This is a genomic window from Pseudactinotalea sp. HY160 (assembly GCF_009372055.1).
GTDB lineage: Bacteria > Actinomycetota > Actinomycetes > Actinomycetales > Beutenbergiaceae > HY158.
The window spans coordinates 20,676-34,458 of sequence record NZ_WHMT01000027.1 but is presented as its reverse complement, the minus strand read 5'-3'; the positions used below and the strand labels follow the sequence as shown (position 1 = coordinate 34,458).

Sequence of the window (13,783 nt, the reverse complement as noted above, 5' to 3'; positions counted from 1 at the left end):
CAACGGGCGCCTCGAACACCTCCGCGGCTCCGCCCTCGGCTTCCGCAACCTCACCAACTACATCGCCAGATCACTACTCGAGGCCGGCGGATTCAGACCCCAACTACACCCTGGATTGTGAAGAGCCCCATACCCGGCCCCTGTTTCGTGGCTGTTCCCTATGGATCGGCAGTGACGCGAGGGCCCCCATTCGAATGGTGCGACATAAGTGCGACATAAGCGCCGTGCCGCGGCACGGTATTACCTGCCCGCGACGTCGGTCATTCCCACGCCCATCGGAAGCCGAATATTCCCGGCGGGGTGTTCTCCAGGAAACGATGGGCGGTGCCTCCGCGATCGACCGGCGTCACGGATTCGTCGATCGCGTGGGAGTCGATCGACTCCCACGTGCTCCACCACACCCGCGCGGGAAGCCGCGCCTCGTTGAACCGCACCTCCATCGTGACCGCCGGGATCGCGTCGAGGATGATCCGCCGGAACACCGGCTCGGGCGCTCCCGGGTAGTGGAAGAAGGTGCGGTACTCGAGGGCGGCCGTCTCCCCGGGCGTCAGCGCGTCGGCGAACTCGATGTCCACCGCCCAGATCTCCGGACGGTCGGGGTTCGGATACGAGGCTCCCCGCGTCCCCCCGCGCAGCACCTCGACGGAGGCGTGGTCGGTGTCGAACTGGAACGTGTACCGCTCGAGCCGCGCGAGCGCCTCGATCACGACGTAGGTCTGGTGCACGTTCGGCAGGCCGTCCGGGCCGAGCTGGTGGAACTCGTCGAGGGTGCGCACCCGGTAGTCCGCCCTCGACACGGGCCGGCGCGGCTCGCCGTTGTTGCCCGGCGGGGCGTAGATGCCCACTCCCGAGGGGGCCCGGGCGGCGTCGTTCCGGTATCGATTCCAGAGCGAGTCCGCGTGGATCTGATTCATGTCGAAGGCCTCGATGAACCAGCGGAGCGTCTCGGTCGAGAGCGAGGTGCCGGCCAGCGCGCGGGAGATCCGGTCCCGCAGCCGGCGCGGCAGGTCGGTCACGGCGTCGTCGACCTGACCGGTCTCCCAGAGGTATTCGGCGACGACTTGCGCAACGGCGCGCTGATGTATCAATTCCCCCGATTGTCGGGTGACGGAGACGCGCCATCGACGGTTGTATGACTCCTCATCGGCCAGCAAGTGTCGCAAGAACTGCGACGTTTCTCCCCGGGAGACCGTCGGTCGTCGTATCGTCACGATCCCATAGTAGGAAGAAGCCGACCGAATTGTGGCATTTTAAAACAAGTTTCATCCGGTCGTGGGCGGTAAGAAATTGTTACCGTTTTCTTCAGGGGTGCAGCCACTCCCGCAGCGTCGCGGCCTCGGAGGCGAGCAGGGAGGGGTCGTCGTCCGGCACGAACTCGAGCAGCACGTCGTGGTCGCCGCCCGCGGCCGCCAGGATCTCGACGGCGCCCCGCCACAGGTCGGCGCGCTCGGCGAGCTCCAGCCGCTCGGCCATCGGCCACCACGAGAACGCGTGGATCGTCGAGGTCCGCTCCAGCACGCGCCGCAGCGTCGAGAGCGCGTCGGCACTCGGCATCCCCTGGTGCGGTTGCCAGTACGTGAGCACGTTCGCCCGGCCGACCTCCTCGAGCAGCCGCAGCGTCGAGCCGACCTCGTCGGTGAGGGTGTGGCCGTGGAACTCGAGCCCGAGATCGATGCCGAGCGGGCGGGTCAGGTCGGCGACGTGCCGGATCCGGGCCACGACCAGGTCCCGCAGCTGCGAGTCCGCCTCGGCCGAGCCCGTCCGGCCCGCCCAGACACGGATGCGCGGCGCCCCGAGCGCCGCGGCCGCCGACACGACCCCGGCCGCGGCGAGCGCGAACTCCTCCTCGCTGCCGAGGAAGTCGAGGTAGGAACCGTAGGAGGCCACGGCCAGGCCGGCCGCCTCGGTCGCCCCCCGCACCGACGCCGCGCCCGCGACGTCGCCCGCGGGCACGTGCACGTCCCCGGCCCACTCGATGCATTCGAGCCCGGCGTCGCGGGCGAGGTCGATCACCTCGGCCGGCGTCAGTTCGCGGTAGGTGACCGAACACAGTCCAGGGCGTAACACGGGCGACTCCTCGATCGGGGTGCTCATCACTCTACGGGCCGCCACCGGGAGCGACGTCTTCCTCGGATCGGCCGTGGCCGCCCCAGGGCGCCACGTTCGAGAGCCGGACCGCCTACTCGAGCGGGTTGACCCAGCGCACCTCGGGGAAGCGCGCGAAGTCGCTGTCCGCGGAGACCACCGCCACCCCGAGACTGAGCCCGAGTGCGGCCAACTGGGCATCGGGCACGAGATTGCCGGTCACGTGGTGATCACGCATGAGCTGCCCGAACGCGAGCACTGTCTGGCGGGTCACCGGCGGCACCCATGCGGGCGGGGGGCGTTCACCCACGAATCCACGTACGCCCGCGCGGCCTGCGCGTCGAGCGGATGCGAGGTCACGCGAGGGTGGGTTGCCACGCGTAGGAATGCACCGGTCGTCTGCCGCGGCAGCCCCACCCGCTCGGCACCGTTGAGCACGCGCGTGAGCCAGCGCGAGGCCCGATCGTGATGGGGTGACGTCGAGTCGACGGCGTACAGGAGGATATTCGCATCAAGGATCATGCCGCTGGTGAGTCGTGATCGTCGAGGAGATCGAGCACGGCGCCGACATCGCTCACGTCGACCTTGAGTCCGAGCGGATGGGACGTGTGCACGTATCGGGGTTGCTCGGATTCTGCGACGGAGATGCCTCGGCGGGCCAGCCGATTGAGTGCCTCGCTCGGCCCGATGCCTTCGAGCCGGCGCAGACGTTCGATCTCCGCGAAGACATCATCCGCGATGGTGATCGTGGTCCGCATCGACACAGCGTAGCCTCATGATGCGCTCGTGGCACATGATGATGTGGGGGGCAGTGGTGCCTGCGAGGCAACGAGTGCCAGTGCAGTAAGCCGGATCGCATGCGATCGCGGGTCGATCCGGTCAGCCAGAGATCGGTGCATGAGCCGGCGCGGGCTCAGCCGCAGTTCGGGCACTCCCCGGTCAGGGGCATCTGCATGAAGCACGTGGGGCAGATGCCGCCGGTGCGCTCCTCGCCCGCCGCCTTCGATTGCGGACGACGCCCGCTCCCCTTCGCGCCCGAGTCGCCGCCGCGCGCCGGCCGGCCGGACGGGGTGGCGGCCTCGGCCCCGGCCCGGCTGCTCGGGCCCGGTCCGGCGGTACCGCCATGACCGCCCTCCGCGTCGTCCGCGGCGGATACGGACCCGGCCACGGCTCGACCGCCGGCCGAGCGGGCGGGGCGAGCTGCGTCGTCCATACGCTTGCGGGAGACGGGCCGCAGCACGGGAACGGCGCCGGTGGGAACGTCGGCGCCGAAGTGCCGGTAGCACTCGAGGCGCATCTCGGCGGCGTGGTGCTGCTCGTCGGGCGAGGTGCCCGGCCCGGTGATCGCGAGCACGTCGCCGTACCAAGGGCCGACCGTGGAGTCGGAGGGGCGCAGCACGAGCGCGGCGAGGTGGGGCCACTCCTCGCGCTGGCACTTGAGGGTGACCACGGCGAGCACCTTGCGCACCCAGGCCTTGCTCGTCACGTTTGCCCAGCGGCCCGAGCGGGACTGGATCTCCTCGATGAGCGCGCTGCTCGTGATCGTCGCGTTGTAGGTGCCGGCCACCTCCTGCAGCACCTCGAGCGCCGCCCGGGACCAGCCCGGAATGCCGTTCTCCACCGAGACCTTCACGAGAGCGGAGTCACCACCAGGAGCCTTGAGATCATCACGAGAGAATCCTACTTGCCCGCCTCACCGCTGCCCACCAGGTCCCCCTCGGCCGCCGACGACGGCCTGGGGCCTACCGATCCGGTGGCACGAGCCCGTTCTCGCGCGCCCAGGCCCGGAAATTGCCGGGTCCGAAGGGAAGCCGGTACTCGCTCTCGAGCAGGTGGTCCGCGATGTCGCTGACGACGTCAACCGTGAGCAGACCCTCACGAATCGCTTCACAGAGGAGCCCGAGCGTGCCGCGTTGCTTGACGTCGAAGTCGTGTGCGGCCTTGCGTGCAGCACCGTCGTCCACGACCGCGACACAATCATGGACGGCGGCGTAGGCGAGCACGGAGGCCTCGCCGACGTTCCGGGTTCCGACGACGAGGCGGGCGGCGAAGTCGGCAAACGACGTCAGTTCTGCCGTGGATCGGAGCTCCTCGGTCCTGATCCAGCGGGCCTCGAGGACTTGCTGCAGATGTGGGTATCGGTGAAGGCCCTCGTGGAGCTCGGCCTCGACCTCGGCAGTCATGACGACGGTGCGCCCGCCGGCAACAGATCGAAGCACCGACAGCCAACCGGCCTTGGCCAAATGGCTCAGCGGACCGGTATCGATAACGAGGGAGACGGGCTCCTTCGAGGTCACGAGACGAACTGCCAGATCTCCGACTCGTCACGGAGCGTGAGCGGTGGCAGGTCACCCGTGTCCCAGGTGTCGAGCAGGAGGTCGAGGGCTCGATCGGCACTCACGGTCTCGGACTTGAAGAGGCGCAACACCGCCGCCTGATAGGGCTGGGGGAGCTCACCGGTCGGCAATTCGTCCGCGACCACGAGACCGTACTCGACGATATCCGCGCGGCCGGTCCGGACCGTACGGACCTGCGCTGCGGCGCCCGCGTCGATGAGCCCGAGGTCGAGAAGTTGCTGAGCCAACGTCGACATGTCTACCCGGAAGTCGCTTGCTATGCGCACTGCGGCAGAGCGGATACCTTCGGCTTCGACCCGCTTGTGCCAGGAGGCGGTCAGCGCTGCGCGTGGAAGCAGCAAAGCCCGGGCGAACCGGTCCAGGCTGCGCTCCCGCGATTCGGCGGTGCTTCCATCCACGCGCCAGTCCACGGTGTACTCATCGGCGATGAGGGCGTGCCCGAACTCGTGCGCGAGCGCGAGCCGGCGGCGGCCCGTGTGGAGTGCGCCGTTGATGACGGCGACGGCGCCCGTCCGGAGGAGCAGACTGCCTGCATCTGCGGATTCGGTCCCGAGATCGGTGACGAACGTCAGTATCCCCGCTGTGACGAGCTTGGCGCTCAGATCGTGCAGCGGTGCGTCGAGGTCGATCCCGAGAAGCCCGCGCGCCTTGCTCGCGAGCGCCTCGGCTTCCGCGAGGGATGTGGGTTCCCCGAAGTCGGGGATGCCGCGGAGCACGTCGCGAAGCACGTGGTCATGTCGGGCCGTGAACTCAACGGCACGGGCCACGCGATTGATCTCCCCGTCGATCCGTGGACTCGGCTCACCCGGGTCGGACATGTTGCGATGCGACACGATCGACGGCACCGGCTCCTCCACGAACCATTCGATTCGTTCTCCGGTGGCATCCGCCACGCGTGCGAGTTCGAGCGCGGTGACCCGGCGGGCGCCCGTTTCGATCTTGGCGATCGTCGAACGCTTGAGCCCCGCAGAACGCGCGAGTTCGTCCTGTGTGAGCCCGGTGCGTTGCCGGGCCCCGGCGATCCGAAGTCCTAGTCCGGCCGAGTCGAGTGTCATATGTGCGATTTTAGAACATTGGCCGACGTTATGACAGGGTTCTACCTGCCAGCCTCGCCGCTGCCCACCAGGTCCCCCTCGGCCGCCGATGACGGCCTGGGCAGTGGGGCGGACTCGGAGGAGCCGCCGCGGAGCCGTTCGATCAGGCGCATCCCGTGGTAGACGACCACGGCGGCGATCGACCCGAGGGCGATGCCGGTGAACGTGGCCGGGCCGGCGCTCAGCGTCAGGTCGCCGATGGCGATGATGAGGGCCACGGCCGCGGTGTACTGGTTCACGGGGCGGGAGAAGTCGACCTTGTTCTCGATCCAGATCTTGATACCGATGAGGCCGATGAGCCCGTAAAGGGCCACGGTCACGCCGCCGAGCACGCCGTCGGGCACGGTCTTGAGGATCTGGCCGAACTTGGGGGAGAAGGACAGGGCCACGGCCACGATCCCGGCCACCCAGTAGGCCGCCGTGGAGAACACGCGGGTGGCGGTCATCACGCCGATGTTCTCGCCGTAGGTGGTGGTGGCCGAGCCGCCGGCGGACCCGGCGAGCACGGTGGCCACGCCGTCGGCGACGAGGGTGCGGCCGGTCAGGTCGTTGATCCGGGGGCGGCCCGTGAGGTTCGCGACGGAGCGCACGTGCCCGACGTTCTCGGCGATGAGCACGAGCACGACCGGCAGGAACATCGGCAGCACGGACAGGTCCGCGACGGGGGCGTGGAACTCGGGCAGGCCGAACCAGGCGGCCTCGCCGACCGCGGTGAAGTCGACCTCGCCCGCGACGTAAGCGGCGATATAGCCGATGATCACGCCGGCGAGGATCGAGAGCCGGGCAAACAGGCCGCGGAAGGCCGCCGCGATGATGAGGATCGAGCCGAGCGTGATGAGCGCGACCCACGGGGACTTCGCGAAGTTGCCGGTGGCGGCGCCGCCGAGGTTGAAGCCGATGAGGGCCACGATCGCGCCGGTGACCACGGGCGGCATGAGGGCGTCGAGCCAGCGGGTCGAGGTGGCCTGCACCACGAGCCCGATCACGGCGAGCAGGGCGCCGGTGGCCATGATGCCGAACAGGGCCGGGCCCATGCCCGCCCCGGAGGTCATCGCCGCCTGGATCGGGGCGATGAACGCGAAGGAGGAACCGAGATAGCTCGGCACCCGGTTGCGGGTGATGAGCAGGAACAGCATCGTGCCCAGGCCCGAGAAGAGCAGGGTGGTCGTGGGTGGGAAGCCGGTGAGCAGCGGCACGAGGAACGTGGCCCCGAACATCGCCACGACGTGCTGCAGGCCGAACCCGATCGTGCGGGGCCAGCTGAGCCGCTCGTCCGGCATCACGATGGCCTCGGGGTCGGGGGAGATCCCATCGCCGTGCAGTTTCCAGACCACGCCTGCTCCTTGGTTGTGGGGCGCCTCGAAGCGCCCGCGGTTGGACCGCAGGAGAGTCTAGGCCAGGCCGTGCCATGTCGGACTGTTCCGGCGGGCAAGGCGGCGACGCTGTCGACTGCGCGCGTGTCCGGGTCGAGACCTCACAAATCTCCGGTTGGAAGTTCCACAAACATCCGGTTGGAAACTCCACAAACGTCCGGTTGGGTCGCCGTGATCCGCCGGTCGCCGCGGCCCGCGCCGTGCCGCATGCCCGCCCGTTGAGATGCGTGTCACCCAGCGAGATGTCCCGACCCACCCTTCGGAACCGAACGGCCGAGTGGGAGACTGGACCCATGGCTGTCCCCGTTGAATCCAATCCCCGTTTCGCCCAGTACGCCCGCCCCGAGAAGCTCGTGTCCACCGGTTGGCTCGCCGAGAACCTCGGCAAACCGGGCCTCGTGGTGCTCGAGTCGAACGAGGACGTGCTCCTCTACGACACCGGCCACATTCCGGGCGCGCACAAGATCGACTGGCACCTCGACCTGAACGATCCCGTCACCCGCGACTACGTCGACGGCGCCGGCTTCGCGAAGCTCGCGGGCCGGCTCGGCATCGACCGCGACGACACCGTGGTCATCTACGGCGACAACAACAACTGGTGGGCCGCCTACGCCCTGTGGGTCTTCACCCTCTTCGGCCACGAGGACGTCCGCCTCCTCGACGGCGGCCGCGCCGCCTGGGTCGCCGAGGGGCGCGACCTGACCCGCGACAAGCCCGCCCCCGAGCCCGCCGAGTATCCGGTGGTCGAGCGCGACGACTCACGCGTCCGCGCCTATAAGGAGGACGTGCTCGACTTCCTCGGCGGCCAGCTCATCGACGTGCGCTCCCTGCCCGAGTACACCGGCGAGCGCACCCACATGGCGAACTATCCGCAGGAGGGAACCCTGCGCGGCGGCCACATCCCCGGCGCGAAGTCCGTGCCGTGGGCCCTGGCCGCGAACGCCGACGCCACGTTCAAGTCGCGCCCCGAGCTCGAGGAGATATACGCCGCGCAGCAGGGGCTCACCGGCGAGGAGCCCGTGATCGCCTACTGCCGCATCGGCGAGCGGTCGAGCCACACGTGGTTCGTGCTCACCCACCTGCTCGGCTGGCCCGACGTGCGCAACTACGACGGCTCCTGGACCGAGTGGGGCAACGCCGTGCGCGTCCCGATCGCCGTCGGCGCCGAGCCCGGCGAGGTTCCCTCGCGCTGATCCACGTGCCTATGGACGGCGCCCGCTCACCCAGGTGAGCGGGCGCCGTCCGTTCGCGTGTGGGTGGGCGCGATCGCGCGCTCACGAGTGCTGAGAAGCCGGCCGGATTGGTGATTACCGCCAGCACTGCCGTGAGAGCAGACGAGTCGTCTCGATGGGAGGCAGTCCGTCGTCGAGTGACCTCAGTCGTCCGCACAGCTCTCGCATCGACTGCTTGTCCGGGAGGTGATCGCCGCCGGCTGCGCGTTCGAGCACCGTCACGGTGTCGACCAGGCTGATACTTCCAACGGGCTTCCCGGCGGCTTGGAGGCGCCCGAGTCGCCGGGCCTCCTGAGCCGCCAGCCGACACCCTGCACCATCATCGATCAGGATGATGACGTGCTCTCCCGCTCCGGCCGCCACCGCTGCATGGGCGATGACCATCGTCTCCCCCAGGTCCCTCGAGATGCCGAGGCGCTGATCGATCGCCATCCCGCTGAGTCGTTGGACTGCTGCAGCTAGTTCGACCGTCGTGTCGTCGGAAACGACCTCCATGAGGCGTGAGGGAAGCTTGCTCCAGACGCGTTGTGCGGCGGCGAACCGTTCGTCGGATCGTGCCTTCCGCAGGATCTCTCGCTCCACGATCTCTGGAACGCAGAGAGGTCCGAGCACGCTGAACAGCAGCCGCTGCTGATTCGTGGAGAAGAAGTTGATCCCCGGACCGGCGTCCATGATGGGCCGCCAGCTCATTCGTTCGGTTCCGAGGGATTCGGCTCGTCCAGATCGCTCAGGTCCACATCGACCACTGGAAGGTCCTCGGCGCTCAGCGAGGGGATCACGTAGTCGTGAGGGACGACTCCGGCGTCCGCTAATTCCGCGGCCGCATGTTCGGCACTGATGCCCCTGAGCGTGGCTATGGTCTGGGTGGTCACGACGCCCTCTTCATAGCCCGAGATAGCGCGCGCGAGGAGCCGCTGCGGAGGGCGGGTGCGGTTCGAGTCCTCCTGGAGCGAGTGGTACTGATCGCTCCAACCGAAGCGAGTCGCCAGTTGCGGTGTACTGAGCGACATCCACCGAGTCTTGGTCGGAGTGTCGATGTACCCGCAGTCATGCAGGGCGATCGAGACGATCGCCGGCGAGGCGAGGAAGCGTTGCACCGTCGCCGACAGATCCGCCTCGGAAACGCTCTCGCGGTCTCCGAGGAACTCTCTGAGGCCGTCGAGCGGTACGAGCAGGTGGCGGGCGAATGAGTCGGCGCGGATCTCCTCCATCGAGCGCGCACTGAGGTCCTCGCATCGGTTCCAGTCGCCGAAGAGCACGTGTGCGATTTCGTGTGCCAGACTGCTGCGCTGCCGCATCGGCCGTCTGGTCCGAGCCACTCCGATGAAGACGATGCCGCGCACCGGATCACGCATCGTCAGCCCGTGCTCGTCGGGTTCTGCATCGATGACGGCCACGTCGTGCCCAGTCGTCATGTCGATGAGCGCGACGAGGTCGCCGAGCGGTTGCCCCCCCAACCGATACTCCCGACGGAAGCCGCCCGCAGCCTCCCTGGCCTGGTCCTCGGGAGTCGATCTCCCTGTGCCCGTCACTGCGGCACGCCGATCGCCTGATCGTCCAGGTATGCGTCCAGTTCGATGAAGTGCAGCAGCCGCCGGCGCATCTTCTCCATCTCGGAGTCGTTCGTGGCGCGCGCGGCGTACTCCACTCGGTCGGCAATGAGGGTCCCCGTCAGCTGGCCGACTGTGCAACCGGTGGCTTCGGCGATGAGGATGATCTCGGTCATCTTCGCGGTGCGCTTGCCGGAGAGAATGCGGCTCAGGGTCGACTGCGAGATGCCGGTGCGATCCTCGAGCGCGCGCTGGGAGAGCCCCGCTGCTTCGCGAGCGCTCTCGATGGCCGCACCCATCCGTACCTGCCCAGTCATCGCAATCTCCCTTGAATCATATTCTCTAGAGCGATTCAGTGTAGCCGACAACCGTGAAGCGATCTAGCCCCGGAGTCGTCCGACTACCTCGATGAATCCTCGGACGTGTGGAGCGGGCCTCCGGCGCCCGAGGCCCTCCACCCGCAACTACGATGGACCTCGAACCGGCCGGGCCCCATGGCGCCCGGCCCAGCGAGCAGAGCCCGGCAGCCCGGGCGGGAGGATCACGTGACCGAGACAACCAGCCTGCCCGAGGCGTTCGCGGCGATCGTGGCGGACTTCAACGCGATGGCGCCCAGCGACCGGGTGCAACTGCTCCTCGACTTCTCCGAGGGCCTGCCCGCGCTGCCCGAGCGGCTGACCGACCATCCCGAGCTGCTCGAGCCGGTGCCCGAATGCCAGTCGCCGATCTTCCTCACGGTCGAGGTCGACGGCACCGGCCCGGCCGCCCCGGTCGCCCTGTTCTTCTCCGCCCCGCCCGAGGCGCCGACCACGCGCGGCTTCGCGGGAATCCTCGCCGAGGGACTCGACGGGCTCACGGCCGCACAGATCGTGGCCGTGCCGAACGACGTCTCCGCCACGCTCGGCCTCGCCGAGGTGATCAGCCCGCTGCGGCTGCGCGGCATGACCGGCATGCTCGCCCGCATCCAGCGGCAGGTGCGCGAGAAGGCTGGGCTCGTCTGAGTCTCCTCGCACGCCGGCGCGAACCTGCCGGCACCCGGTATCGACAGATGCCGGCTCAGACCGCGAAGGCCGGAGCCGGGTGCTCGTCCGCGCTCCTTGACCTCGAAGGCGAGGACGGTGCCGTCGTCGTTCTCGATGACCAGATCGATTCCCGCGCCGTCGCCGGTGGCCAGTCCGGATTCGACGACGTTTACCTTGCCGATGATGACGTGAGTCGTACTGTACGAACGTGAGGCAGCGAACCTTGCAGATGTGAGGGCGGGTGCCGGCCACTCGTGAAGGGCGCCACCGGTATCGGCAGTCCTTCGGAGCCTGGCCGGTACGCTCAGATCGTGACGAGAGTTGATCGTGCAGTGACTTTGCGGTGGCGGCGCGAGGTTGACCGGACGACGGTGCCGGAGAGTCATGGCGATCACATGACACAGCGCGCCCATCGGCTTCGCCGTGAGTGACGCGTGAGCCTCGTGGCCCACCTGCCCGAGCTGTCGGCCCTTGCATGGGCGGCGCTCGTGCTCGCCGCGGTCGCGACCGGGGTGAGCAAGGCGGCCGTGCCGGCGGTCGGTGCGATCGGGGTCGTGCTCGCCGCGGCGGTCATCCCGGCGCGGGAGTCGACGGGCACGATGCTCGTGCTGTTCCTGCTCGGCGACGTGTTCGCGCTCGCGGCCTACGGCCGGCATGCGCACTGGTCGATGCTCGCGCGGATGGCGCCGAACGTCATCCTCGGGATGCTCCTCGGCTTCGCCTTCCTCGCGGTGGCCGACGATCAGGGCACCGCGATCGCGATCGGGCTCATCCTCCTCTCACTCATGGGCCTGGGCCTCGTGCAGCGGGCGGCGCAGCAGCGGGCGGGCCGCGCGAGTGCCGATGAAGCGATCGCCGCCGAGCGGCGTGGGCCGGTGGGAACCGGGAGTAGGGACGACGCGGGGTCCGGTCCCCGGGGCGCGTCACCGGCCGTAGCGGCGAGTAGTGCGGGAGGGTCGGCAGTATCGGTGGGTGAGGCCGGAGGTTCGGCAACCTCGGCGAGCGACGCCGGAGGGCCGGCCGCCTCGGCGGGTGAGGCCGGAGGGTCGGAGGGCACGGCGAGTGCTACGCGGGGCGGGGAACCGGCGGGGGCGAGGGCCGCCGTCCGTAAGCGACGCCTGTCGGCGGTGATCTACGGGTCGGCGGGCGGGTTCACCTCGATGGTGGCGAACGCGGGCGGGCCGGTCATGAGCATGTACTTTCTCGTGATGCGGCTCGGGGCGCGCACGTTCCTGGGCACGGCGGCGTGGTTCTTCGCCGTCACGAACCTGATGAAGCTGCCCTTCTCGGTGGGCCTCGGGCTCATCTCGTGGCCACACGTGCTGCTCAGCGTCGTGCTCGTGCCGGCGCTCGCGGCCGGGTTCTTCCTCGGGCGGTTCGTGATCACCCGGATCGCGCAGGGCGCGTTCGAGCGGGTGATCGTGGTGGCGACCCTGCTCGGCGCCGGCTACCTCGTGGTGCAGGGCTTCGCGGGGTTATGAGAACTCGCGCTGAGCCCGCCGAACGCGGGATCGTGGGCAGCTCCGGGCCCGGCACCTCGCCATGATCCCGCGTTCGGGCTGCGATGAGGTGCTACCGCCGCAGGATCACGGCCCGGGCGGTGGCGGCCACGGCCGGGTCGGACCCGGTGAGGCCGCCGTGGCGGAGGCGACCGGCGAGCACCTCGAGCACGTCGAGGGTCGGGTTGTACACCGGGAGGCCACCCAGGTACCCGTCGCCGCCCGCGCGCCAGCCCACGCCGGTGAGCAGGGCAGCGATCTCCTCGCGCCAGTCCTGGGCGGGGGTGCCCGCGGCGACGACCGCCAGCGAGAGCCAACCGGCCTCCCGATCGAAGTCGCTCGTGCCCTTGGGCAGCCGGGTGAGGAGATGACGCCACAGCTCGAGCGGGTTCTCGCGGTGCTTCCGGGCGATCGCGGTCGCGGAGAGCCGGCCCGAGCGCACCGTGACGAGCCCGAGCGAACGGGCCGCCTCCCGCAGCAGCGCCACGGGCCAGGTCTGATCCTCCCGGTTGACCTTGCCGATCCACCAGCCCGCGATGCCCGTCTCCTCGGCGAGCGCGGTGACCGTCGCCGGGGGGAGCTTGCCCGCCTTGGTCAACTGGATCCCGTCGCCGACGACGTCGAGCAGGATGAGAAACGGGCCGATCATGCGGGCGGCGTCGTGCTCGCTCACCGCCGGGTCCGCCGCGCCCGTGCCGTCCGGGGCCTCCGTGACCGCGCCGGCCGCGGTGGCCGCGGCGAGCCGCGCGATGAGCCCGGCCGCCACCGGGTCGCCGCTCCGGCCGAGCTGCTCCAGGAGGTCGGCCAGCGGCCCGGCCACCGGCAGGGGCCTCGTGTGGGCGAGCGCCTCGTTCGCCTCCGCCACGTCGAACCGGTCGGGATGCCAGTGCGGCCGCAGCCAGGTGCGGGCGTGCTCGGCGTCGTCGAACGGCTGCGGTACCGCGGCCGGGTCGCAGCCGCCCCGCACCCACTCGGCGAGCTCGGCATAGCCCCAGATCCCGCCGCAGTCCTCGGGCGGACAGGCCATCCGCCCGCCGATGCACCTGGGTTCGGCGGGGGCGTCGTCCATGAGCTGTTCCACGGTGAGCACGTGCTCCCAGCCGTCGCCGAAGTCGTACTCGTACCAGAGCCGGTCGCCCGCCGCCGCGACCACCTGATCGAGGCGGACGTCGCTCTCGGGCACGCCCTGCTCGCCCTCCTCGACGTCGTAGGAGGACAGGAAGTGGCCGGCCCGGTGATCGCTGCCCGTGCGGAAGCGGTGCAGGTGGGTGTCGGTCCAGCCCATCGCGGCCTGCAGCACGCGGTGGAGCACGTCGAGCCGCAGGTCGCCCGGAAGTTCGAGCCGGCGCCACACCGGTGGCTTGGCGCCGACGAGGTCGAGGCGCACGCGCACGCCGCGCGTCCGGGCCGGCGGGGCGGTCATGGCGGGCGCGGGCGTGGCGAGTGCCTCGTCCACGATCCGGGTGGAGTGGCCGGTGACCAGGGCGTCGATGAGGGAGCGCTGCTGCTCCGGGGTCATCTCGCCCAGGACCTGCTCGGCCAGGCGGCGGGCGTCGTCGGGTGAGGGCATG

At 69.7% G+C, this 13,783-nt stretch carries 16 protein-coding genes; 3 read left to right on the top strand and 13 right to left on the bottom strand.

Features of this window, described 5'->3' with window-relative positions; translation table 11 throughout:
- Positions 1-260 precede the first annotated feature (260 nt).
- The 9 genes from GCG21_RS15385 to GCG21_RS15350 all read right to left on the bottom strand — a co-directional run bounded on the left by GCG21_RS15385 (position 261) and on the right by GCG21_RS15350 (position 6,816).
- A complete protein-coding gene (locus tag GCG21_RS15385) occupies positions 261-1,088 on the bottom strand; it encodes a hypothetical protein (protein WP_152910553.1) in 828 nt (275 codons plus the stop codon).
- Between the two features lie 214 nt (positions 1,089-1,302).
- Positions 1,303-2,067: a sugar phosphate isomerase/epimerase family protein gene (locus GCG21_RS15380; RefSeq protein WP_370517565.1), complete on the bottom strand. Its 765-nt coding sequence runs from the start codon at positions 2,065-2,067 to the stop codon at positions 1,303-1,305.
- Positions 2,068-2,179: 112 nt separating this feature from the next.
- A complete protein-coding gene (locus GCG21_RS16880; protein WP_227993973.1) occupies positions 2,180-2,359 on the bottom strand; it encodes a hypothetical protein in 180 nt (59 codons plus the stop codon).
- Positions 2,356-2,607 carry a TA system VapC family ribonuclease toxin gene (locus tag GCG21_RS17400; RefSeq protein WP_227993971.1) on the bottom strand — a complete coding sequence of 84 codons (252 nt, stop codon included), beginning with the start codon at positions 2,605-2,607 and terminating at the stop codon, positions 2,356-2,358. Before GCG21_RS17400 ends, GCG21_RS16880 begins: the two co-directional genes overlap by 4 nt.
- Positions 2,604-2,843 carry a CopG family transcriptional regulator gene (locus GCG21_RS15370; RefSeq protein WP_152910551.1) on the bottom strand — a complete coding sequence of 80 codons (240 nt, stop codon included), beginning with the start codon at positions 2,841-2,843 and terminating at the stop codon, positions 2,604-2,606. The genes GCG21_RS17400 and GCG21_RS15370 overlap by 4 nt, the downstream gene beginning before the upstream one ends.
- A 155-nt stretch (positions 2,844-2,998) precedes the next feature.
- Positions 2,999-3,718: a hypothetical protein gene (locus GCG21_RS15365; RefSeq protein WP_152910550.1), complete on the bottom strand. Its 720-nt coding sequence runs from the start codon at positions 3,716-3,718 to the stop codon at positions 2,999-3,001.
- A 109-nt stretch (positions 3,719-3,827) separates the two neighbouring features.
- Positions 3,828-4,268, bottom strand: a complete 441-nt coding sequence (locus GCG21_RS15360; RefSeq protein ID WP_227993968.1) for a nucleotide-binding protein — start codon at positions 4,266-4,268, stop codon at positions 3,828-3,830.
- A gap of 110 nt (positions 4,269-4,378) precedes the next feature.
- The gene (locus GCG21_RS15355) at positions 4,379-5,497 is read right to left on the bottom strand and encodes an ImmA/IrrE family metallo-endopeptidase (protein WP_152910548.1); all 1,119 of its coding nucleotides are present in this window, start codon (positions 5,495-5,497) and stop codon (positions 4,379-4,381) included.
- 41 nt (positions 5,498-5,538) lie between these two features.
- The gene (locus GCG21_RS15350) at positions 5,539-6,816 is read right to left on the bottom strand and encodes a uracil-xanthine permease family protein (protein ID WP_152910557.1); all 1,278 of its coding nucleotides are present in this window, start codon (positions 6,814-6,816) and stop codon (positions 5,539-5,541) included.
- A gap of 386 nt (positions 6,817-7,202) precedes the next feature.
- On the opposite strand from GCG21_RS15350, the gene GCG21_RS15345 reads away from it, so the two are divergent.
- Positions 7,203-8,102, top strand: coding sequence for a sulfurtransferase (locus tag GCG21_RS15345; protein ID WP_152910547.1), 900 nt, complete (start codon positions 7,203-7,205; stop codon positions 8,100-8,102).
- 114 nt (positions 8,103-8,216) lie between these two features.
- On the opposite strand, the gene GCG21_RS15340 is transcribed toward GCG21_RS15345, so the two are convergent.
- From GCG21_RS15340 to GCG21_RS15330, 3 genes are all read right to left on the bottom strand, one after another.
- Positions 8,217-8,813 (bottom strand): hypothetical protein, encoded by a 597-nt coding sequence (locus tag GCG21_RS15340; protein ID WP_227993967.1) that lies wholly within the window; start codon positions 8,811-8,813, stop codon positions 8,217-8,219.
- A gap of 14 nt (positions 8,814-8,827) precedes the next feature.
- Complete coding sequence (locus tag GCG21_RS15335; protein WP_370517564.1) at positions 8,828-9,538, bottom strand: ImmA/IrrE family metallo-endopeptidase; 711 nt, start codon at positions 9,536-9,538, stop codon at positions 8,828-8,830.
- Positions 9,539-9,669: 131 nt separating this feature from the next.
- Positions 9,670-10,008 (bottom strand): helix-turn-helix transcriptional regulator, encoded by a 339-nt coding sequence (locus GCG21_RS15330; RefSeq protein WP_152910545.1) that lies wholly within the window; start codon positions 10,006-10,008, stop codon positions 9,670-9,672.
- 228 nt (positions 10,009-10,236) lie between these two features.
- On the opposite strand from GCG21_RS15330, the gene GCG21_RS15325 reads away from it, so the two are divergent.
- Together GCG21_RS15325 and GCG21_RS15320 are read left to right on the top strand one after the other, a co-directional pair.
- A complete protein-coding gene (locus GCG21_RS15325) occupies positions 10,237-10,692 on the top strand; it encodes a SufE family protein (RefSeq protein WP_370517563.1) in 456 nt (151 codons plus the stop codon).
- A 455-nt stretch (positions 10,693-11,147) separates the two neighbouring features.
- Entirely contained in the window at positions 11,148-12,194 is a 1,047-nt protein-coding gene (locus tag GCG21_RS15320; RefSeq protein ID WP_152910543.1) for a TSUP family transporter, read from the top strand.
- A gap of 91 nt (positions 12,195-12,285) precedes the next feature.
- On the opposite strand, the gene GCG21_RS15315 is transcribed toward GCG21_RS15320, so the two are convergent.
- Positions 12,286-13,782: a plasmid pRiA4b ORF-3 family protein gene (locus tag GCG21_RS15315; protein ID WP_152910542.1), complete on the bottom strand. Its 1,497-nt coding sequence runs from the start codon at positions 13,780-13,782 to the stop codon at positions 12,286-12,288.
- Position 13,783 lies beyond the last annotated feature (1 nt).